Source organism: Candidatus Cybelea sp. (assembly GCA_036489315.1).
In the GTDB taxonomy this organism is placed as follows: Bacteria; Vulcanimicrobiota; Vulcanimicrobiia; order Vulcanimicrobiales; family Vulcanimicrobiaceae; genus Cybelea.
In genome coordinates this window covers 68,914-88,840 of sequence record DASXFZ010000026.1, presented here as the reverse complement: position 1 = coordinate 88,840, position 19,927 = coordinate 68,914, and the positions used below count along the sequence as shown (strand labels likewise).

Below are 19,927 nucleotides of genomic sequence, written 5' to 3'. Positions count from 1 at the left end.
ATGAGGATTCTCAGGCCTACTTTTTCGGCGGGAAGGGTAGAACCGAGTCATATGGTGCGGCTGACTCGAAGGTACAAACGCTTTCTAGCCTACCTTGGGCAGGGAACGCTTGGCTATCTTGCGGTGAACCTCGTTTTGATGGGCGCGGAAGCCAAGTGGCACCTGCTCTACCGACTGACCGTTTGGGATATGTCGGAGATGAAACTGGTAGCGATTCTAATTTCCCAATCGACGCACCACTAGTCCGCTCAAAAACGCGAGACCCCGCGGGACGAGAGGCGCGCACTTCCGTTGCGCGCCGTTCACGTTTTGCGCTTGCGCTCCGGCCCGCTTTGGGGGCGCGGTCTCCCAAAGATCGTCGGACCTGACTTAAGACCACGCAAATCCTGGCATGGTAGAGTCAAAACCCACGACCTTCAGGGCGCCCGTAATCGCTTTGCTTGCCCTAACCGGCCTGGTCGCGCTTCTGTATTTACTCACGCATCCGCCGAGCGCAATGATTGGGAAACCCGACTTCAACGCATTTTATTGTGCGGGAAAGGTGCTTATAAGCGGTAGCGATCCCTATCGTTACGGCCCGATGCACCAATGCGAGACAACAAATCTGCATCCAGTGACGCCGAATGCGATAGTGCCGGCGCCGTTGCCACCGTACGGCCTCGCCGAGCTCGCGCCGCTCTCAATGATCCCGTACGCGCAGGCGAGCGTTTTATGGTACTTACTGCTAGTCGGGAGCGCGGTAGTGATCATCTGGGCAGTCGTCGAGCTCGCGGGCTTGCCCTTGCTGCTCGTTGCGGCGTGCGTCGTCTTGAGCATCTTATTTCAACCGTTGAACCTCAGTGCGCTGCCGCCCATTCCAATTGCCCTTCTAACGGCCGCTGCCCTCGCTGTCGAGCGAGGCCGGCACACAATCGCTGCAGTTTTGCTTGGCCTTGCGTGTATCCAACCGCACGTCGCGATCCCGCCGATGCTCGCGAGCTTCGTGGCCGTTCCGAGGATGCGCCTTCCAATAGCCGGAGTCGGCGCGATTTTAGCCGCGATTACCCTTGTCGTTGGCGGTGTCCCTTTAAACATAGAGTATCTTCACGCCGTACTTCCCGCCCACGCGCTGTCAGAAATTGGAGCGTACGGGCAATATAGCCTTTCGGCAATTTTGCACGCGTTTGGCGCATCGGACCGCGTGGCACTCCTAGTCGGAAGTCTCCAGTACCTTGCCTTCGTAGTTGCCGGAGTTCTGCTTGCATACTCACTCAAGAAAAAGGTTCCCGGCAGTGTGGTGCTGGCACCCCTCGCGTGTGCGGTCGCCGGTGGAACTTTTATCCACTTGCCCGAGGTATCCGGCGCATTGCCATTTGCACTCGTTTTACTCGCCTCGCAGCAGTCCGTCTTTGCGTGGCTTGGTGTCATGTTACTTGCTATTCCTTGGCAGACCGTCCTCGAAGACAGGCTCGCTGGAATCGCCGGAGTGGTAGCATTCGCGGTACTCTATTACGGACGCCGCGTAAGGCCACTATTAGCCGGCGTCATAAGCATAGCCTTGGCGGCCGCGCTTTGGCGCGCTCAAGACTTTGTTCCCGATCACGGACCCATTCGGGCCATCTCATCGGTTCCGGATGCCGCGTTAGCTGAGGCGGGCTGGGCGCAACTAGCCGCACAGTTTCCACCAACAGCCTTCTATTGGCCATCCCATTTCCTAACGTATCTCGGGCTAGCTTTTGTGTATTTGACTGCTTTCGCCATTTCGAGAACGCATGAGCGCAGCACTGGACCGGTGGCCGTCTAGAGTGTCGCTGGACTTTTAGCCGCCGCCCTTACGCGCCACCACGCCTCAAGGATACAAAAACTCGCCGCCACGCTTTACGGACAGCATATCAAAGATGCCCTGACCGTGAAATGCCTGCCGAGGTGTCTTCTCGGGAAAACCGGCTCGCGCCAAAAGGTCGTCTCGGACGAAGAACGCATTTAACCCTCGCCGATTCGTGCCAATCAACGCGTAACCAAGACGTTTTCCGAGTTTCATAAGAGCCGTCAGGCTTGCACCAAGGTAGTTGTCGTTGCGCCACACGTGGTGCGGGTTGTACGCTATCGTCTTCGATTCGTCCGGCCCAAAATTAGAGATGTACTCAACGACAACCACGCTCGCCCTATATGCTGCGAGTGCCTCCCAAATATAATAGTCGTTGCCATCAATATCGATGCCCAGAAGATCCAACTCTTTCGGAACCGCCGCCTCCTCAAGGATCGACACGACGTTCTCGCGATCTACGAAGGTGTCTACGCATGTCGCCGGCAGCGACGCGTAGTTGCTGCGCAGCCGAGCAAACTTGACAGGATCACCCTCAACCATCAGGCCTTTCCATCCGCAATGGCGTATCAGGTACGCCGTATTACACTCCAATCCATCTCCGACGGAAATCTCTGCTGAGCAGCCCTCGTGTGGTATCCTAGCGAATAGTTCGGCAATGATGCCGTCCTCTCCACCCTGAGAGTACACACGTCTCTCGAACGCATTGATATCGCTGAGCCTGGAAACTGCGGCGGACCGCTTGACGCCGCGTATTTTCTCTGACGCGGCACGAAATGTGGTGTTGCCCGAAATCGCTTGAGCAAGCTTCCTTGCCGCAATCATAAGGTGGGTGACGCCGCTCGCGCGATTAGAGTCGTCTGCGCCATCAGTCTCAATGGGCCATTACGCGCTGTCGCTTTCCGCATCTTCCAAAAACCTCCGCACAATAGAGGGCCAAGTGTATTTCTGCTGGACTAACCGAAAAAGTTCGACTCCGCGGCGTATGGACTCTTCGGGCTGTGAAATCACTTTCTCTAGGCACGAAGCAATAACATCTGCGCGGCCGCGCGGAATGAGCCACCCTGTAACGCCATCCTCGATGAGCTCCCGACATGCGCCGTATGGCGTGGAGATCGCCGGTAATGCGGCGGCTCCCGCCTCTAGCAAAATTCTTGAAAAGCCTTCCCCTAAATTTGATGGGTTTACCAGCACCGTCGCACGTTCAAGCTCGCCTGCCACATCCTCAGGGCTAAGGCCGCCGAGGTAAACCAAGAAGTCACTTTTCAACGCACGTCTTTGAAGAGCGCCCGCAAGGGGGCCTTGCCCAGCCACCCTGAGTTCGATATCTATTCCCTGTCGCCTCAGCGATGCAACTCCATTGACGAGTTCAATGATCCCTTTCTCTTCAAAGAGCCTTCCCGCGTAGAAAACGATCGGCTTGACGAACGATCGCCTGTCGCGGACGGGCGCCTTTTCCCGCGGCTCAACGCCGTTTGGGACAACACGCGCGTTGTGGACGCCGAAGCGGCCGAGCCACTGCGCCGACGCCGCCGAAACCGCAACAAACCTCGGGGAGAACAACCTTAACGCTAAGGTAACCAGATGTTCATAGGCCATCGATGAGACCATGGCCGCCGGAGCAGAGCGCAAGGGGCCGGCGCCGTGGTCTACTACATATATGCGTCTGCCTCGAATCGCTGCCATTCCCGCCGCCATCATCGTGGTAGGGAAAAACCGTGTTTGAGCCATTACGATATCGCAATTGAGAAATTCTCCTACGAGCCGCCTCCCGGCGACTGGTATCGGGAAGTAACTCCCGGAAAACGGTATATTGCAAGCGGGGATGCGCAGGATTCTGATTCCACCGTCTTCGACTGTAAGTTCTGGCTGCTGAACTGGAGCGGTTGCAACAACATTTACAGAGAGCCCGATGTCGAGGGCCGCCCGGGCAAACTCTTGCGAAAATCGCTCAACGCCTCCGACAGTCGGGGGATAGAACGCAGTTACTATGGCGAGCGATCTCGCGCGACCTTGCTTCTCTTGGAGACGCCGCATCCTATCTTGATTCGAATTCGGGGTATGCGCCGGCCTGCGCTCTACTTCACTAAACGCGTGGACAGGGTGAGGCGCTCGGCCTTCTTGCGTTCTCACTTGGGTCTTACCGGGCAGTGCATGGGGCCTCGTGCAGGTTGCCGAAGGCGGCCCTAGTCCGGAACCGCTCGTCGAGCGCGCCGCTTTCGCGCGATAAGCTCTCGGGTCGAGCGCGCTGCAAACTGGACGTCATAAAGCAATGCATTTAGCAGGAGTTGAAACCCCATCAAAAAGGGTAGCACTGCCAGCATCACGGTCCCAGTTGTGCGCGGAATCCCCGTCGTGATGCTTTGCAGCCATTCGAACGCGGCGAAGGCGGTGCCGAAGCCGGTCAAGAGCAGTCCGAGCAAAATGTAGAGCGAACCGATGTTAATATCGAAAAGATAATATTGCAGGAGCAAACGGCGCATAAACAGCCAAGCTAGTCGTGGAGGAAAACTTAAAAGTGCGCGCGATATCGAGAGCGAGCTTGACTCTTGGCCGTAGATCGTCTGCATTTCCATTTCGGCAATTTGGGCGCGTTTAAGACCGAACTGACAAAGGACCGACATTTCGAAGAAATAGCGGTCGTCGAAGTGCCGCCAATTGACGGCCGACAGCAGATCGGTCGAAAAGGCCAAATATCCGTTAGTTGGATCCAAGACGTTCCAGTAGCCGGATGCAAACTTAGCCATCAGCGACAGGCACGAGTTTCCCAATAGCCGGATGGCGGGCATCCTCGACACGACCCCCGGGTCGAAGAAGCGGTTCCCTTTCACGTACGCAAGGTTCGGTTCGCAATTAAAGAGTTCGACGATAGCCGGAATGTAGCTCGGATCCATTTGCCCGTCTGAATCGATTTTCACGATCACGTCGACGTCAAGCTCTAAAGCCTTTTCGATGCCGGCCTTCGTCGCGGCACCGACACCCCCGTTTTTCCCGCGCGCAAGCAAATAAACAGATGGGTGTTCCCGGAAGGCTTGGTGCACTGCCTCGCTCGAGCTTTCGGGGCAAGCATCGTCTACGACAATAACCTTGTCCACATACGGAAGAACGCCCCTTACCACCTCGCAGATCGTTCCATGGGCACGATAGGTAGGGATCACGCAGCAGACTCGCGCTCGGGAACTCATTCAGACCGGGCCCGCGACCCTCTCGCGCAGTTCCAAAGCCAACCATCTTGCCAATGCGCCCACAACACGCCGCCGACGGTCCCATGCCGCGAAACCCGCTTAGCACCGAGAGAAACCCCGAAGAGGCGGAGACGTGGCATCGGACGCCGCAATGGCGTCCTTCCGCATAACCGTCCTCCCACGATCAAGTTCCTACACCGGTCTGCGCAGGACACGAAACGCGGCGACTTCTGTGGTGATAGCCGCTCCATAGCCACCATGCTGCCGCACTAATAGGCAGCAGCGCTAGCGCGTGCCCGGCGTGGGGAAGCGAAAGCGCCAGCGTGGCCACGACGTACGCACCCGCGATAATCCAGGTCCGGGCCGGTTCGCTCAGGCGTCCCATTCCATAAAAGACTGCCGGAAGCAACACTACTGCCTCGTAGGGCCATGCATGGAGGCTCGTCGCGACTCCGACGGCGCCAGCCATACTGGCCGCCTCGATAGCCGGCCGTCGCCCCAGCAATGGAACTGCGGCAGCAAAGACGGCGACCGCGCCCGCTAGGGCGACCGCGATCGGCGCGCCGGCGCTGAGAAGTAATGTCGGGATCGTGTACGTCTTATGCGAATTCCCCACAAACTCATCAACGCTCGATTGCGCCACGAGATGAATGTACTGTGACGGCCAGCTAAAGGCGCCGTGAGCCGCGAGCACACCGAGGAAATACCACGCTGTTGCCGTGAGGCACATCACTCCTAACGCACGCCATTCCTTACGCACGAGGAGAAGGACGACGAACGGAAGCGCAACGCTCGGCTTATAAAATAATAACCCAACCGCAAGCCCCGCGACGCCCTCGCGGCGATTGACGAGCGCCCAGATGGCAAGGAGGATCGCGAGCAATGCAACGGGCGTGTTTTGCCCGACTTCGATCGCATTGACCGCCGGCGCCCACGCGAAGACTGCAATCAGGGCAAACCACGTTGAGAAGTTATAGATCCTCGCGGCAAGAAACCCCGCGGCGGCCAAAACCACCGCCATCCCAAGTTCCTCGAGCGTCATCGCCGGCATCGGCAAAAGCCGCGCCAGCGGCGCATAAAACCACGCGACGCCCGGCGGATAGACGAAGATCTGCGGTTTGATGTGATGTGCGAGTTGCCACGCGGCCAGACCAGCTGGGTCGAGCAAGTTTAGCGTTCCAACGTTTGCGCCGGCTGACCAAAAGTTCGCGAAGTCGCCCCGGAACGCAACGTCGTGAAACCAGGCTGGAAAGAAAAGGACGAACGGCAGAGAGGTGAGTAGCGCGAGCAGCGCGCCGTATACGATCGCCCGATCCCACGAAAGCCGCAGCGGCATTGCCGACGCCGTCACGAAGCCTCCGATGCGAGCACCAAGGGCGCCCTGCGCGCGAGGCGCACAGCGGGAACCGCCAAGAGCAGCAGTCCGCACCACGTCGGCAGACGCAGCAGCCACGTCGCCAGACTATTCGTCGAGTTTCCAAGCACCAGCTTCCGCCAACTCGACTCGGCCAGACGCGGATCGATCGCCGGATAGAGATGTGCGCGGATCGCCGGCGGCGCGTGCGAGTGCGCGGCGAGCCAAAAAAGCAGCATGATAACGGCCGACGATGCAACCGCCGTGGCAAGCGCCAGCGTCCGATCCCGCCGCCACAGCTCGTAAACCAGATAGGCTGCCGGGAAGAGCGGCGCGAGAAAAAGCGTGATCGATGTCGCGTACATCCAGGGTACGGCCAGCAATACCAACGCCGCAAGCAGCCACGGCCGAAGCGTCACGGCGCGCGTGTACAGCAGCAACGCGGCCGGAACTGCTGCCGCGATTTCCCCCGTGTGGACGAACGAGCCGCCCAGCAACGAAAACGCCGGCGGAATCAGTACGGCGAGTGCCGGTTCATCGTACCGCCGCGCCAGCCGCCAGCCCAGAGCGATGCCAAACGCCATCATCAGGAGGTACGAGATGCTGCCGACGAGCGTCGCAGCGGCATCGGGCACCCCCGCGGCTGCCGCGATCGTCGCCAAACTATATTGGTTGTCTCGCGAGACCTCGGCCAGAGCGTGCGCGGGAATTACCGACGTCACGTACTGCACCGTCTGCGGAAGTCCGGCGACCCCAAGGCCCAATAGTCCGAGTGCTGCCGCTGCAACTAGCAACGCCACCCGCATCGGTGCGCAGACGAGAAAGCACGCGAGCGCGGCCGGAAGCGCGAGTTGAGGCTCCATCATCCCGACCGCGAGGGCGACCGTTGCCCAAATCCAGCGTGCCTGCTGCACACAGAGCGCTGCGAAGACGATCGCTGCGACGCCCAGCGGCGCCATATTTCCCGTCGTAAGCGACGTGAGGCCGGCCGAGAGTCCGAGTGCGCCCAAAGCCACCGGCACTCCCTGACCGCTCATTGTCGAGAGCGCGTACACGGCCAGCCCGATCGCCAGCGCCAGCAGCATCCACCAGACGGTCGCGGCGTCCTCAAAAGGCAGAAACGTCAGCGGAGCTAGAACGGCGAGAGCGTAGGGCGGATATGGTGCCGGAACGGTCACGCGTCTAGGAGCACGATAGAACGGCGCCGCGGTTGACGACTCGCAGGCATGTAGCGAGTCGGCAAAGTAGGGGTTTCGACCGTCTCTCTGTGCGAGGGCTGCGCAGTAGTAGGCGCGGAAGTCGATCCCGAGCCACCCGTTGGCACGATCGCCATAGAACTGCGCGCCGATCGGCAGAATCGTGCATACGATCGCAAGCGAAAGCGGCGCGATCGTTTCGCGAGCCAAGGCAAAGCCGGCCCGGCGCAGGCACAGGGCGAGCAGCGTTCCGAGCGCCGCCCACGTCGGAAGGCGAACCACCCACGCAGCAACGCTACCGTTCGAGTTCCTTGCGGAGAAGTGCATCCACGACGACTCAGCGAGGCGAGTATCTATAACCGGGACGGCCGCGTGCACGCCGAGATGCGGCAAAGCCAGCACAAATAGCTGCTGAAGGCCGAGGATTGCCGCAAAGCCGCCAATCGCGCTCACCAGAACGATGGTCGTATTTCGCGAGTATCGCCACGCTAGAAAAGCGATCGGCAAGAACGGCGCGACCAGCAACGCGGGTGAATAGACCCAGCCCCATGGGACGGCGAGCAGTATCAGCGCAACGATCGCCGCCGTCTGCGCGCGGCCTTTTGAAATCGAAATCAAAAGGATCGCCGCAGGTATTGCCGCGGCAATTTGGGTGACGTGAATGAAGGTTCCACCGAAAACGGCGAACGCCGGCGGAACGCAGACGAGGAAAGCGCGATTCCCGGTCGTCCGCGCCATCCGCCCGGCAACGAACGTGCCGAGCGCGAGCATCGCGAGATACCAGAGGCTTCCGGCCCGCACCGCCGCGTTCGGCGAGACGCCCACAGCGGCAAGCACCGCGCTGAGACTATATTGCGTGTCGCGCGTCAGTTCCGAGAGCGCGTGCGCCGGCAAGACGCTCGTGAAATACTCGATATTGGCCGGCAGGCCGAGGACGATCACGGAGAGCGCAGCGAGCACCACGGCGCAGAGCCCGAGCACCCAGCGCGTACCCGAAAGCCAAACCGCCAAAGCCACGCAGACGGGCAGCCCCAAGTGCGGCTCGATCATCGAGCCGGCCGCGAACAAAGCCGCGAGGTGCGGCCGGTCGCGCCACGCCGCATAGGCGGAGAGGCAGATGCAGGCTACGCACAACGGAACGACCTCGCCGAACGGCAGCGAAAGCGCCGCCAAGGAGAGGGCGAAGGCCGCGACGGTTACCTCTCGTTCAACGCCCCCAAAGGCAGCAAGCGCGATCACGCACGCAAGCCACGCCAGGAAGAGCAGCGCGAGCCAGCCCACCACCGCCGCGCCGAACGGGAGACGCGCGAACGGAATCAGCGCCGCAATCGCATACCCCGGCAACGGTGCCGGAATCGTTACGCGCGGATTCTTCTGGAAGAACGTACCGGAGCCGACGCTGCGTTCGCACGCGCCGAGCGGCTGGGTACGATAGGGATCAGCCCCTTGCGATGCGACGCGCGCGGCGCAGTAGAACGCGCGGAAATCGCCGACAAAGAAGCCGGTACGTGTGACGACGCTGGTTTGGGCGGCCAATGCCACCACCGTCGCGACGACGATGCCGGCGGCGATCCACGACCTGCGCAATAGGCTAGGAGCCCGAGGCGATCGGCAGTTCTGTTTCGGTTGTCGGCTGGTACTCGAGTTCGGCGGCGATCACTGAGAGCCGCTCGAGCACGGTCGCGTGGCGTTGCTCCAGGCTCGTGGCCAGCGGCCCAACCCAAACCTCGTGCACGTCACCCAGCAGCAGGTTTCCGCGATAGAGGCGCCCGGCGCTGCGATAGTGCGCGTACGCCGCGCGGACCTCGCCGCGATCGTACTGTTCGTCGCCGTCGTTGGCGTGCGCCATGAAGCCATTGACGTCGACGATCACGTTGTCGAGATCGAGCGCGAGATCTTCGCCGGCGCGGAAGTACGCCTCCACTCGGTCGAAACCGACGAGCTGCGCGATCGCCTTGCGAATGTTGGAACACGCCGTGCGCAGGCTCTGGGCGACCAGATGCTTTTCAGCATCGGGCCAAAAGAGTTTCCCGAGCTCGGCGCGCGAGACGCTCCCGCCCGGCTGCAGCGCCAGATACTTGAAGATCTGACGATCGCGCCGGCGCACCCATTCGATCGGCCGGCGATCGATCTCGGCGCGGAACCAGCCGAAGAGCCGCACCTGCATCGGCGTCGCCGCCTGCACGCGCCAGCCGTAGCGATCGTAGAGGCGGCTGCGCGAGAGCGCGCGCAGCGGCCGGTAACCGTCGGGGGTGTGCACCACGAAGAGCCCGTGCTCTTCGAGCGCTTGGAGCTGCTGGCGATCCTCGAGATACGATCCGCTCATCAGTTTGAACACCATATCGGCGTCCTTCTCCGTGACGAACTTGAGCGCATCGGCGATGAATTCGTTGAAGAGATGGCCGTGGCGCAGGCGCCAGTTATCGAACGCCTGCGCGAGGCTGCAGCTGTCTTCGGCGGCCTTGCGCAGCGCGCTGCTGACGACGTGCGGCCAGCCGTCGGTGACCTCGAGCAAGCGCAGTACGTCGGAGTGCGCAAAGGGTACGCCGTAGGTTTCGGCGAGATGCCGAACGCCCGAAGCGTCGAACGCGAGCCGCTCCGCGTCGCACAATGAGGCGATGCCCTGCGCGACCAAACGCCCGACCTGGAAGGCCGCGCGCGAGCGGCAGGCGATCAGCAGCGTGGCGCCGTCGGGCAAATCTTCGATAAGGCGGGTGATCGCCTCGAGCCCTTCGGGCGAGGGAATATCGGAGCAGTCCAGCGCGAGTTCCATCGGCACGCGCTTGGCGAGCGCATCGAGCGCGGCTTGGTGCGAATCGAGCATTAAACCGCTTTCGAGCGCGCCGGCGACGGCGGCCCAGACGGCTTCGGCGGTAAACTTGGCGCCGACGACGGCGTAGTATCCGTTGGTGGCGCAGTACCGCATGTAGCTGACCAGCGCCATCGTCTTGCCGAATCCAGGGGGCGCTACTAGAAAGCGCACGGGCACGCCGGTGAAGCGGCCGAGCCACTCTTCGAGCCGTGCTCTTCGCACGATGGATGGCCCCAGTCGGGGCAATTTCGCGTTCACTGAACCAGAGGGTCCTCCTCTGGAAGCTCAGTATATCTTTTACTATTCATACATGCAACCAGCCGTAACGTAGTGCTGCCTATGACGCCACCAGGCGTCTACTAAGCGATTCAAAGAATCGGCCCCGCCACCGTACCTCATAATTACATCGGCGTATGAGGTTCCGGGCTTTAGTAGCAAGCGGCTGGCCGCGAACGACCTGCCGGGTAATCTCGTGATTTTCGCGCAATTCGGGCCGCAGGCGATCCAGGACCGGGCGCGCCGCCGGCGGGTGCTCGGCCCTGAATCGGAGCAGCCGCGGGTAGACGGGCCGGAAATAGCGCACGACATCGAACCCATCGAGTTCGGCCTCCTCCAGAACTTCGCCCGGCGCCCCTAGGGAGGAGTACAGGCGGCCCTTTTCCGCGTGCCGCCGCGGCGCCAGCGTGTGCCCGTAGTGCGCGTACACGTAGGGCAGGGCGAGGCGTTTGCCGCTCAAGCCGATCAGCTGCTCGTGCACCGCGCCTTCCCAGCGCAACTCGGGCTTGAAACGGAAGAACATCATCCGCCGCTCGATCGACGTGTAGTAGTCGAACGAACCGAAGAAATGCCACGTGTAGCCGTCGACGAAGTCGTACTCCGCCGGCACCGCGCCCAGGCGTTGCGCGATGCGCGCAACTTGCGGCCCGTGCACCTCGTCGGCGTCGACGAACGCGATCCAATCGCCCGCGTCGTGCTGCTCGTGCAGGCGCAGACATACGTTGCGCGCGTGCGCGAAGGTCGTAAACGGCGTGCGGTCGACGACGATGCGCCCCTGGCGTCCAAACGCGCTTGCAGCGAGCGTTTCGGCGTGCGGTGAAGGCCCCGGCGCGTTATCGTTGACGATCAGCATCCCCGCCGCGCCGGCGATCGACGCGAGCATCGCGCCCAAGAACGGCTCCTCGCGCGGACCGAGAATCAAGTGCGCGGCGACGCTCGGCGGACCCATCGATATGCGCTTCGCGCGCGGCGGCGGAGTTTCCGCCGAGTACGCGAAGCGGGCGTGATGCCGCCTCTGCGCCTGGCCGTCGACGCGCGCGTCATCGCAGAGGATACGCGCGGCATCGGGCGTTACGCGCGTGCGATCCTGCGGCGCCTCGTGCTGCGCGACGACCTCGCGCTCACGCTGCTCGCCGACGGCTTCTTTGCGGCGCGCCGCCGTGCGGCGTACGCCCGCGTGCTGGGCAACGAAAACTTCAAGGTCCGCGGGCGCGTGCCGCACGACGCCGATCTCGTGTGGCATCCCGCCAACGGCACCTTCTTTGCTTCGGCGCAGCCCGCGGTCGCCACGATCCACGACGCGGTACCGTTCCGCTACCCCGCCGCCGACCCGCAGCGCCGCAAGCACGCCCAGCTGCCGTTTCTCCGCTCCGCCCGCCGCGCCGAGCGCGTGATCGCCGTCTCGCGCTTCGGTCGCGACGAAGTGCACGAGCTGCTCGCCGTCCCCCTCGAGCAGATCGAGATCATTCCGCACGGGGTCGAAGCGGCGTTCTCACCAGGCGATCCGCAGCCGCTGCCCGCCGCGCTGCAGGGGCAGCGCTACCTCCTCTTCATCGGCGATCCGATCGGCGAACCGCGCAAGAACTTCGACTTGCTCTACGAGGCGTATCGTGCGGCCTGGAGCGGCAGCGACGCACCGCTGCTCGCCGTTGCCGGGCCGCGCGCCCCGCAGCTGCCGGGCGTGCTGCACATCGGCAACCTCGGCGACGATCTGCTCGCCGATCGCAGCGAAGCCCTGCGCGCCGCTTATCGCGGCGCGCTCGCGCTGGCGATGGCGTCGTACCACGAGACGTTCGGCATGCCGATGCTCGAGGCAATGGCCTGCGGCACGCCGGTCGTCGCCTCGCACGCCAGCTCGTTGCCGGAGGTCGCGGGCGTCGCCGCCCTCTACGCGCCGCCCGACGACGCGGCCGCCTGGGCCGCCGCGCTGCGGCGCATCGTCTCCGACGACGATCTGCGCGCGCGTCTGCGCGCGGCGGGGCTGGAACGCGTCGAGCAGTTCAGTTGGGATCGCAGCGCGCAGCAGCACGCGGCGCTCTTTCATTCGCTCGTCGCGTGATTCGGCTCGGCGTCGACGCGTGGAATCTTCCCGGCGACCGGCGCGGCATCGGCCGCTACCTGCGCGAGATCCTGCGCGTCTGGTGGGAGCGCGAGCGCGCGCGCGTCGAGGTAACGCTGATCGTCCCGGAGTGGCATAGCTGGACGGTGCGCGGGCGCTACTTGCGGGAAGTCGACGCGCGGCGCTATCGCGTCGTCTCGCGTGCGCTCCACGGGCGCGCCGGCTTAAACGCGCTCTGGTTTCCATTCAACGGCTGCAGCTGGACGAACTTCACGCTGCCCGCCGCCGCGACGCTGCACGACGCGTCGAACTTCGTCGTGCCCGATTACGCGCCGGCGACGCAGAAAATCTTCGAAAGCGCGGCGCAGCGCTGCCGGGCGCTGATCACCGATTCCTACTTTGCGCAGCGCGAACTCGCGCGCGAGCTTCGCATCGCGCCCGAGCGGCTCACGCCGATTCCGCTCGGCGTCCGTCCGCCGCGCCCGGCCGAACCGGTCGCCCTCGACGTCGATGCGCTCGCCCCATTCGCCCTCTACGTGGGCGCGGCCGAACGGCGCAAGGGCTTCGACACACTGCTTTCCGCGATGGAGCTCGTCGGGCGCGAGCGTTCCGATCTCACGCTCGTCGCGACCGCGCAGCTGCACGGTGAGTTCGAGGTGCCGGCGGGCGTTCGGGTGGTCGAGCTCGGCCACGTCGACGATGCGACGCTGGCCGCGCTCTATCGCGCCTGCGCGCTGCTCGCCTTTCCCTCGCGATACGAAGGCTTCGGGCTGCCGGTGCTCGAGGGGATGAGTTACGGCGCGCCGGTCGTCGCCTCGAACGCCGCGTCGATTCCGGAGGCCGGCGGCGACGCCGCCTACTACGTCGCGCCCGGCTCGCCCGAAGAGCTGGCGGCGGCGATCCTGCGGGTGACCGGCGACGCGCCGTTCGCGCAGGGCTTGCGCCGGCGCGGGCCGCCGCGCGCCGCGTCGTTTACCTGGGAGCAGACCGCGGCGAAGACGCTCGACGTCATCGAGGCGATGCTGTGACGACGATCCACCTCGCCACCGGCATCGCGATCCGTGAGGGCCGGATTTTGCTCGTCGCGTCGCGCTACCCAAACCAGCCGCAGCCGTTATGGAATCTTCCCGGCGGACGGCAGCAGCCCGGCGAACTGCTCGTCGAGACCGTCGTCCGCGAGTTTTACGAAGAGACGCAGCTGCGCGTGCACCCCGGCGAACTAGCTTACGTCAGTGAGAGTTACGACGGCGAGCGCCATTTCCTCAACGCAGCGTTTCACGTGTCGTTCGACAAGCTTCAGTCCTTCGACAAGCCGCCCTTCGACAAGCTCAGGGTGACAGCGGGGGTGGAAGATCATGTTGTTGGGGTGGAGTGGGTGGCTTTGAGCGAGGTGCGCGAGCGGATCGTGGTTGCGGTCGTGCGTGAGCCGCTGCTCGCCTATCTGCAGGGCGCGCTCGAGCGCCGCTACGCCGGCTTTCAGGAAGCCGGGATTACGATTGAGTGGTTCTCCGACTCGGCTTGACGGCCGCCGCCCATTCTTCACGCTCGAGGGTGTGCGCCAGCACGTCGACGGGTTTGCCTTGCACCGTCGCCCCGCGCGGCAGCGTGCCGTCGCCGCTGAAGCCGGTGCGCCGCAGCACCGCGCGCGACGAGCGATTCTCGGGTAGACAATACGCGCGAATGCGCCGCAGGCTGGCGCGTTCGAAACCTTCGTCGATCAGTGCTTCGACCGCTTCGGTGGCGATGCCGCGGCCGCGATAGACGCGTACGACGCTGTAACCGATCTCCGCGCTCGTACGGTCGTTTTCCTGAACGCGCAGCGACACCCAGCCGAGCGGCTCGCTCTGGCCTTGGGCGAAGTGCACGAGCCACTCGAAGCGGCCGCTCGTGCCGGGGCCAAAGCGCGTCGGGCGCTGACCGACGGCTCGCAGAAACTGCGCGCGGTTGACATTGGGCAGATCCTGATAGTCGCGCAGATCGGGCTCCTGTAGAACTTCCCAAAGGATGCCGGCGTTCTCGACCGTGACCGGGACGAGCCGCAGGCGCGCGGTACGAATCGTTCTCACCGCGCGCCGCGGCCTTGCCGCTCGCCTGCGCGCGCGTGATAGTGCCGGCGATGTGGGTCGATATATCGGGAACGGTCTCTTCCGCACCGCGCTTCTTCTACGGCTCGCGGACGCACTGCATGCACGAAGCCTTCGACGTCGCGAGCAGCGCCGGCACGGTTGAGGTCGTCGACAACGTCGACATCGCACCGCGCTGCCCGGTGAAGCCCGGCGACCGCATCGAAGTCGCGGGCGAGCTGGTGCACGATCCGGGGCGGCCGCCCGTGCTGCATTGGACGCATCACGATCCGGCCCACCTGCATCGCGACGGCTTCATTCGGCTTCACGGGAGGCTGTACGCGTAAGCGCCTTCACGCGGTGCCCTGGTAAGCGCAAAAGCTCCGGGATCGTCACGAACTGATAGCCCTCGCCCTTGAGCGCATCGACGATCAGGCGCGTTGCCGCGACGTCGGCACTGCGGTCGCAGAGCCGCCGTCCGCTGCGCGAATCACTGCAGATGATTCCCCGATTACCGTCGTGCAGAACGATGATCGCGCCATCGCTCGCGTAGCGCAGCACGCGCGACGCGATCACCCGCGCCGGCGGATCCTCCCAGTCGTTGGCCAGCGGCACCGACCACATCACCGGCGTGTAGCCAAGCCGGCGCACCTCGCCGAGCACGAGCCAATCGCGCGCGCCAAACGGCGGCCGCATGAGGCGGGTGTGCACGCCGGTGGCTGCGTAGATCGCGCGATCCGTGCGCTCGAGCGTCCGGCGAAGGCTGTCGCTTCCGTAGAGCAGCAGGTGGCCGTGGTTCCACGTATGATTGCCGATCGCGTTGCCGTCGGCGACTTCGCGGCGCACGACGCCGGGATAGGCCGCGACAGCGCGCCCGACCACGAAAAACGTCGCGTGCACGTGCTCGTCGCGCAGCACCGAGAGCAGCTCGTCGGTATACGGCGGGTTCGGCCCGTCGTCGTAGGTGAGCGCGATGACCCGCTGGTTCTTCGGCCCGCTGACGATCGTCTTGCCGAAGACTTGACTGCTCGGGCTCTCCAGCACTTGGTAGGCCGCATACGCACCGGCGCCCAGCACGGCGAGGATCGCGATCCAGCAGATGATCCAGCGCCGCCGCGGACTCAACGCTTCGTGCCGCGTATCCGTGCCTGCGCTTTGGCGATGTTCGCGCGGAACTCGTCGGGCCCGAAGTCGCGAAAATCCTTGACGATCTGCGCGTATCGCGCGTCGGCTATTTGCGTGCTCTGCATGTGCACGAGGTCTTTGGGAACGCCCTTCGAGAGATCGATTGAGTAGAACTGGCCGCTCTTGGTCGCCCAGTAGTTCGGATCGGTAAAGCTCACCGTGCGGTCGCCGTGCTTGTAGTCCACCACCTGCTTAACGTAGACGGTGTAGTGGGCGTTAGCGTTGGGGCGCGGCGCCTTGTCCTCGAGCTGCCAGATTCCGTCCTGCACGAGCCGGCCGAAAAAGAAGCTGACGTCGTAGACTTTCGCCAACGGCGCTTTGACCGAGATCTCGCGTCCGTCATAGCCGCGAATCCGGTACGAAAACGTGGAGACGCCCTCGACGTCGGACGTGTCGTACTCTTCCTCGGCGATCGGCGGCTTCGCGTAGCGGATTAATAGCCGCGCGTAGAGTTCGCTCGGCGCTTTTTGCGCGTGAATCGCGGGGCCGAAGCGCCCCATCTCGCCGGGGCCGTAGATCCGCCAGCCGAGGATAATAAAAATAATGGCCAGGACGACGATGAGGATGCCGATAGGAAAGCGCCGCATCACGCCTGCGCCTCAGCCGCCGCTGCCTGCAGATCGAGCGCGAGGTTGACGAGCCGGTCGGCGGCCGCGTTCTGCTTGCGCGGCACGTGCTTGATATCGATCAGTTCGAAGCCGCGCACCAGCGCCCGCGCGCGCTGGTAGAGCGGCACCAGGCCCGCATTCTTGACCCGGTACTCGCCGCGCAGCTGCTTGACGACCAGCTCAGAATCGAGGCGCACCGCCAGCCGGCGGATGCCACGGGCGCGGGCAGCCTGCAAACCAAGCAGCAGCCCGGTCCATTCGGCGACGTTGTTGGTCGCGATCCCGAGGTACTCGTGGATCTCTTCGATCGTCTCGCCGTCGGGGTCGAGCAGGACGGCCGCGCCTGCAGCCGGGCCGGGATTGCCGCGGGAACCACCGTCGGCGAAGAGTGTCGCGTCCATAGCGAGCCGGGCTTCGGCGGTAGCGAGGCATAGACCGCCCGCGCCGCGGGTACATCACCGAACATGAGAACTCATCCGTTCCTACTGCGTGCGGCCATCGCCGCCATTGCGATCTCGCTGCTCGGCACGTTCCCGCTGGCCGTCTCGGCCGCCGGAACCTCGACCTTTTACGGCATCACGGTGCACGTGTCGTCGAACAATATCAAGGTACAGAATCCGAAGACGAAACAGACGATGAGCTTCCTGCTCGTTCCGAAGTTCGATCAGGTCTTTTCGGCCGACGGCAAAACGACGTACCAGATGGGCAAGGTCAAGGCCGGCCAGTACGTCGGGATCATCTACGATCGCAAGGCGCTCGGGCAGGCTCACGCCGACAAGATCTATCTGCTGACCAACGCCAATCAGACGATCGGAACGCAGTAGCGGCGCCTCCGTTCGGAGGAAAAAGATGACTAGAGTCGTAGTCTAGATCTCCCATTCGAGGGGTGCAAAGGAGCCGCGCCTCATGTCATCTACGAACTCTCTTGCGCGAGCGGCCGTCATTATCGGCGCCGCTCTTTTGAGCGCCTGCACGGGCGCCCAGGTCGCCCCGGCGGGCGGTTCCGGCCGTGAGGTCGAGCCGGCAGTCCCTCGGAGCGGCGCGCTCGCCGACCCGGCCGCCGGCACGCCCAGCGGCGGCAAATCTTGGATGCTGCCGTCGGCAGCGACCTGCGGTTACAATGGCAAGTTGCCGCCGTGCGGCCTGCTGTACGTCACCAACTACCGCGCGAACGACGTCATCGTCTATAAGAACAATACGATCGTGGGCGAGCTCAAGGGGCTCAAGGGCCCCGACGGCATCTGCACCGATCGCCACGGCAACATCTGGGTTGCCAACAATTTAGGGCAGAACCTCGTCGAGTACGCCCACGGCGGAACCGCGCCGCTCAAGACGCTCGGCGATCCGGGCTATTACCCCCTTGGCTGCGCGGTGAATCCGCGCACCGGCGCGCTGGTCGTGACCAACATCTTCTCGACCGCGAGCGGACCCGGAAACGTCGCCATCTATCACCAAACGAAGGGCCCGCCGCTGATCGTCAACGATCCGAAGATCTTTTACTACTTCTTCGCCGGCTTCGACCCCGCCAGCAACCTCTACGTTGACGGCCTCGACACGTCAAAGAGGTTTGCCTTTGCCGAACTGCTGCGCGGCCAGCAAAAATTAAACAAGATCTCGCTCAACGCGACGATTAACTATCCCGGCGCGATTGCATGGGACGGCGAGTACGTCGACGTCGGCGACCAGCTCTACCAAAACAAGGTCGCGTCCGCGGTTTACCAGACGAACGGCGCCGGCGGAAAGATCGTTGGTAAGACGGTGCTTACCGCCGCGCAGGACGTCGTCGGTTATTGGGTCGGATCGGGCAGCCTGATCGGCCCCGACGCGAACTTGAACGACGTTTTCCTCTATCAATATCCCGCGGGCGGCTATCCGACGCTCTCGCTGGGAAACCTCGACAAGCCATACGGCGCTGCCGTCAGCGTCGCGCGCTGACGCGCGAAAGGAGCGTTTTCATGCGCACGAAGGGATTTTTCTCCTGCGCCGTGCTCGCACCGGCGCTTGCCGGGCTCGCCGCCTGCTCGGGTTCGGCGACGCCGTCTGCTGTATCCAATGCTCCGGCGCCGTTGGCTTCGCCGGCCGGCGTCGCGCCGCACGGCCCGAAGGGGCACGGTTGGATCTCGCGCGACGCGGCGACGCAGCGCGTGGTCTACGTTACCGACGGCGACAAGGTGCTGATCTTCCCCGAAAAGCGGAACCGGCCGCCGCTCGGCGAGATTACCGACGGCATCGAATCCGCGTACGGCGTCTGTCTGGATCGTAACGGCAATCTCTACGTCGCCAACCAGTATGGGAATTCGGTCGTCGAGTATCCACCCGGCGCAACCGAACCGTCGCGGTCGTTCTCGCAAGACCTCGAGCGGCCGCTCTATCCCGCTGTCGACAGCCGCGGCAATCTGTGGGTTACCAATGCCGACAACGGCACGGTCGTCGAGTTCGCTGCGGGCACGACTCAAGCATCGCAAGTACTGCAGACGCCCGGCGTCGAGGCAGACGGCTTAGATTTCGACCCGCAAGGAAACCTGTACGTCGCCTACCGCTCGTCGCCGCACGGCACCGGCAGCATCGAAGAGTTTGCCGCGGGTTCGTCGCAGGGCTCGATTTTAGGGATGAGCATCAATCAGCCGCAGAGCGTCGTCGTTACCGAGGGCGGAACGATTCTCACGGTCGAGACCGGCGGAACGAACCGCATCGACGTCTTTCCTCCCGGGTATCAAGAACCAACGCTGGTGGTCGGCGTGCGGGACGCGCCAACGCAGATCGCGATCAGCCGAGATCAGCACTCGCTGTGGGTCTCGAGCTTCGCCGAGGGACGGATCTTCTCATCACCGTATCCGCTGCTCAATCCCAACGGCAGCCCGAACGTTCTGCACGAGAAGATTCGCGTCAAATCGTATGGCAGCGTTCAGGGCATGGCGTTGAGCGACGGTCAGGTCTTCTAAGCGGCCGGCGGGCCGTACGGGTCCTGCGGCGACTGCGGCGGCCCTTGCGGCGGCCCCTGCGGCGGCGCCCCCTGCTGTTGCTGTTGCTGCTGCGACTGGTCGGGGAAGAAGCCGACGATCGTGCCCTCGGAGTCGGTCACAAAGACGATGTGCAGCGAGCTCTTTTGGAAGATTGCCGTGTAGTGATAGCGGCGGTAGCCTTGCATGTTCTCTTCGCGAACGAACTGCAGCCGCTTGAACGTGCCGAGCTGCGCGAATGCTTGGCGAGCCCGCGAGAGCCCCTCCGACTGCGAGTTCATGCTCTCGGAGATGTTGGTCGGAATCCGCCCGGCGATAATGTCGGTGATGAACGTCGTGAAGCCCGCGGTCGGCGGGCCGGAGGGTGCCGCCTGCGCAAGCAAACCCGAGAGGAACAAAACGGCGGCAATCTGCATCATAACCAG

21 protein-coding genes are annotated in these 19,927 nt (G+C 63.5%); 9 read left to right on the top strand and 12 right to left on the bottom strand.

The window, feature by feature from the left end; genetic code table 11:
* On the top strand, positions 1-243 hold a 243-nt coding region (locus VGG51_06935; GenBank protein HEY1882757.1), incomplete at its 5' end, for a hypothetical protein.
* A gap of 148 nt (positions 244-391) precedes the next feature.
* Complete coding sequence (locus VGG51_06930) at positions 392-1,783, top strand: glycosyltransferase 87 family protein (protein HEY1882756.1); 1,392 nt, start codon at positions 392-394, stop codon at positions 1,781-1,783.
* A 45-nt stretch (positions 1,784-1,828) separates the two neighbouring features.
* Here VGG51_06930 and VGG51_06925 read toward each other — a convergent pair whose 3' ends face one another.
* From VGG51_06925 to VGG51_06895, 7 genes are all read right to left on the bottom strand, one after another.
* Complete coding sequence (locus tag VGG51_06925; GenBank protein HEY1882755.1) at positions 1,829-2,629, bottom strand: hypothetical protein; 801 nt, start codon at positions 2,627-2,629, stop codon at positions 1,829-1,831.
* Between the two features lie 60 nt (positions 2,630-2,689).
* Positions 2,690-3,841: a glycosyltransferase family 4 protein gene (locus tag VGG51_06920; GenBank protein HEY1882754.1), complete on the bottom strand. Its 1,152-nt coding sequence runs from the start codon at positions 3,839-3,841 to the stop codon at positions 2,690-2,692.
* 149 nt (positions 3,842-3,990) lie between these two features.
* Complete coding sequence (locus tag VGG51_06915; protein HEY1882753.1) at positions 3,991-4,962, bottom strand: glycosyltransferase family 2 protein; 972 nt, start codon at positions 4,960-4,962, stop codon at positions 3,991-3,993.
* A 211-nt stretch (positions 4,963-5,173) separates the two neighbouring features.
* Positions 5,174-6,340, bottom strand: coding sequence for a glycosyltransferase family 87 protein (locus VGG51_06910; GenBank protein ID HEY1882752.1), 1,167 nt, complete (start codon positions 6,338-6,340; stop codon positions 5,174-5,176).
* A complete protein-coding gene (locus VGG51_06905; GenBank protein ID HEY1882751.1) occupies positions 6,337-9,126 on the bottom strand; it encodes a glycosyltransferase family 87 protein in 2,790 nt (929 codons plus the stop codon). Before VGG51_06905 ends, VGG51_06910 begins: the two co-directional genes overlap by 4 nt.
* A gap of 4 nt (positions 9,127-9,130) precedes the next feature.
* Positions 9,131-10,573: a BTAD domain-containing putative transcriptional regulator gene (locus VGG51_06900; GenBank protein HEY1882750.1), complete on the bottom strand. Its 1,443-nt coding sequence runs from the start codon at positions 10,571-10,573 to the stop codon at positions 9,131-9,133.
* A gap of 115 nt (positions 10,574-10,688) precedes the next feature.
* Positions 10,689-11,576, bottom strand: coding sequence for a hypothetical protein (locus VGG51_06895; GenBank protein ID HEY1882749.1), 888 nt, complete (start codon positions 11,574-11,576; stop codon positions 10,689-10,691).
* 57 nt (positions 11,577-11,633) lie between these two features.
* Here VGG51_06895 and VGG51_06890 point away from each other — a divergent pair, with 57 nt between their 5' ends.
* The 3 genes from VGG51_06890 to VGG51_06880 are packed head-to-tail and all read left to right on the top strand — an operon-like array spanning position 11,634 to position 14,208.
* The gene (locus VGG51_06890; GenBank protein HEY1882748.1) at positions 11,634-12,686 is read left to right on the top strand and encodes a glycosyltransferase family 1 protein; all 1,053 of its coding nucleotides are present in this window, start codon (positions 11,634-11,636) and stop codon (positions 12,684-12,686) included.
* Positions 12,683-13,714, top strand: coding sequence for a glycosyltransferase family 1 protein (locus tag VGG51_06885; protein HEY1882747.1), 1,032 nt, complete (start codon positions 12,683-12,685; stop codon positions 13,712-13,714). The genes VGG51_06890 and VGG51_06885 overlap by 4 nt, the downstream gene beginning before the upstream one ends.
* Positions 13,711-14,208, top strand: a complete 498-nt coding sequence (locus VGG51_06880) for an NUDIX domain-containing protein (protein ID HEY1882746.1) — start codon at positions 13,711-13,713, stop codon at positions 14,206-14,208. Before VGG51_06885 ends, VGG51_06880 begins: the two co-directional genes overlap by 4 nt.
* Here the strand turns inward: VGG51_06880 and VGG51_06875 are convergent.
* On the bottom strand, positions 14,177-14,752 hold the full coding sequence (locus VGG51_06875; protein HEY1882745.1) for a GNAT family N-acetyltransferase: 576 nt from the start codon (positions 14,750-14,752) through the stop codon (positions 14,177-14,179). The two genes, VGG51_06880 and VGG51_06875, sit on opposite strands and share 32 nt — an antisense overlap.
* A 35-nt stretch (positions 14,753-14,787) precedes the next feature.
* Here VGG51_06875 and VGG51_06870 point away from each other — a divergent pair, with 35 nt between their 5' ends.
* Complete coding sequence (locus VGG51_06870; GenBank protein ID HEY1882744.1) at positions 14,788-15,096, top strand: DUF3465 domain-containing protein; 309 nt, start codon at positions 14,788-14,790, stop codon at positions 15,094-15,096.
* On the opposite strand, the gene VGG51_06865 is transcribed toward VGG51_06870, so the two are convergent.
* Genes VGG51_06865 through VGG51_06855 form a run of 3 tightly spaced genes read right to left on the bottom strand, consistent with a single transcriptional unit; the run spans position 15,065 to position 16,943 of the window.
* Complete coding sequence (locus VGG51_06865; GenBank protein HEY1882743.1) at positions 15,065-15,874, bottom strand: polysaccharide deacetylase family protein; 810 nt, start codon at positions 15,872-15,874, stop codon at positions 15,065-15,067. The two genes, VGG51_06870 and VGG51_06865, sit on opposite strands and share 32 nt — an antisense overlap.
* The gene (locus VGG51_06860; GenBank protein ID HEY1882742.1) at positions 15,871-16,524 is read right to left on the bottom strand and encodes a hypothetical protein; all 654 of its coding nucleotides are present in this window, start codon (positions 16,522-16,524) and stop codon (positions 15,871-15,873) included. Before VGG51_06860 ends, VGG51_06865 begins: the two co-directional genes overlap by 4 nt.
* Complete coding sequence (locus VGG51_06855) at positions 16,521-16,943, bottom strand: ribonuclease HI family protein (protein HEY1882741.1); 423 nt, start codon at positions 16,941-16,943, stop codon at positions 16,521-16,523. The genes VGG51_06860 and VGG51_06855 overlap by 4 nt, the downstream gene beginning before the upstream one ends.
* 63 nt (positions 16,944-17,006) lie before the next feature.
* On the opposite strand from VGG51_06855, the gene VGG51_06850 reads away from it, so the two are divergent.
* The 3 genes from VGG51_06850 (at position 17,007) to VGG51_06840 (ending at position 19,484) form a co-directional block, all read left to right on the top strand.
* On the top strand, positions 17,007-17,366 hold the full coding sequence (locus VGG51_06850; GenBank protein HEY1882740.1) for a hypothetical protein: 360 nt from the start codon (positions 17,007-17,009) through the stop codon (positions 17,364-17,366).
* 82 nt (positions 17,367-17,448) lie between these two features.
* Positions 17,449-18,477: a hypothetical protein gene (locus VGG51_06845; protein ID HEY1882739.1), complete on the top strand. Its 1,029-nt coding sequence runs from the start codon at positions 17,449-17,451 to the stop codon at positions 18,475-18,477.
* 20 nt (positions 18,478-18,497) lie between these two features.
* Positions 18,498-19,484 (top strand): hypothetical protein, encoded by a 987-nt coding sequence (locus VGG51_06840; protein HEY1882738.1) that lies wholly within the window; start codon positions 18,498-18,500, stop codon positions 19,482-19,484.
* Here the strand turns inward: VGG51_06840 and VGG51_06835 are convergent.
* Positions 19,481-19,921: a hypothetical protein gene (locus tag VGG51_06835; protein HEY1882737.1), complete on the bottom strand. Its 441-nt coding sequence runs from the start codon at positions 19,919-19,921 to the stop codon at positions 19,481-19,483. The two genes, VGG51_06840 and VGG51_06835, sit on opposite strands and share 4 nt — an antisense overlap.
* Between the last annotated feature and the right edge of the window lie 6 nt (positions 19,922-19,927).

Coding starts and splice junctions, on each gene's coding strand:
- VGG51_06930 (HEY1882756.1), top strand. CDS start 392: ATGGTAGAGTCAAAACCCACGACCTTCAGGGCGCCCGTAATCGCTTTG.
- VGG51_06925 (HEY1882755.1), bottom strand. CDS start 2,629: ATGATTGCGGCAAGGAAGCTTGCTCAAGCGATTTCGGGCAACACCACA.
- VGG51_06920 (HEY1882754.1), bottom strand. CDS start 3,841: ATGCGGCGTCTCCAAGAGAAGCAAGGTCGCGCGAGATCGCTCGCCATA.
- VGG51_06895 (HEY1882749.1), bottom strand. CDS start 11,576: ATGGGTCCGCCGAGCGTCGCCGCGCACTTGATTCTCGGTCCGCGCGAG.
- VGG51_06890 (HEY1882748.1), top strand. CDS start 11,634: ATGCCGCCTCTGCGCCTGGCCGTCGACGCGCGCGTCATCGCAGAGGAT.
- VGG51_06855 (HEY1882741.1), bottom strand. CDS start 16,943: ATGGACGCGACACTCTTCGCCGACGGTGGTTCCCGCGGCAATCCCGGC.
- VGG51_06850 (HEY1882740.1), top strand. CDS start 17,007: ATGAGAACTCATCCGTTCCTACTGCGTGCGGCCATCGCCGCCATTGCG.
- VGG51_06845 (HEY1882739.1), top strand. CDS start 17,449: ATGTCATCTACGAACTCTCTTGCGCGAGCGGCCGTCATTATCGGCGCC.
- VGG51_06840 (HEY1882738.1), top strand. CDS start 18,498: ATGCGCACGAAGGGATTTTTCTCCTGCGCCGTGCTCGCACCGGCGCTT.
- VGG51_06835 (HEY1882737.1), bottom strand. CDS start 19,921: ATGATGCAGATTGCCGCCGTTTTGTTCCTCTCGGGTTTGCTTGCGCAG.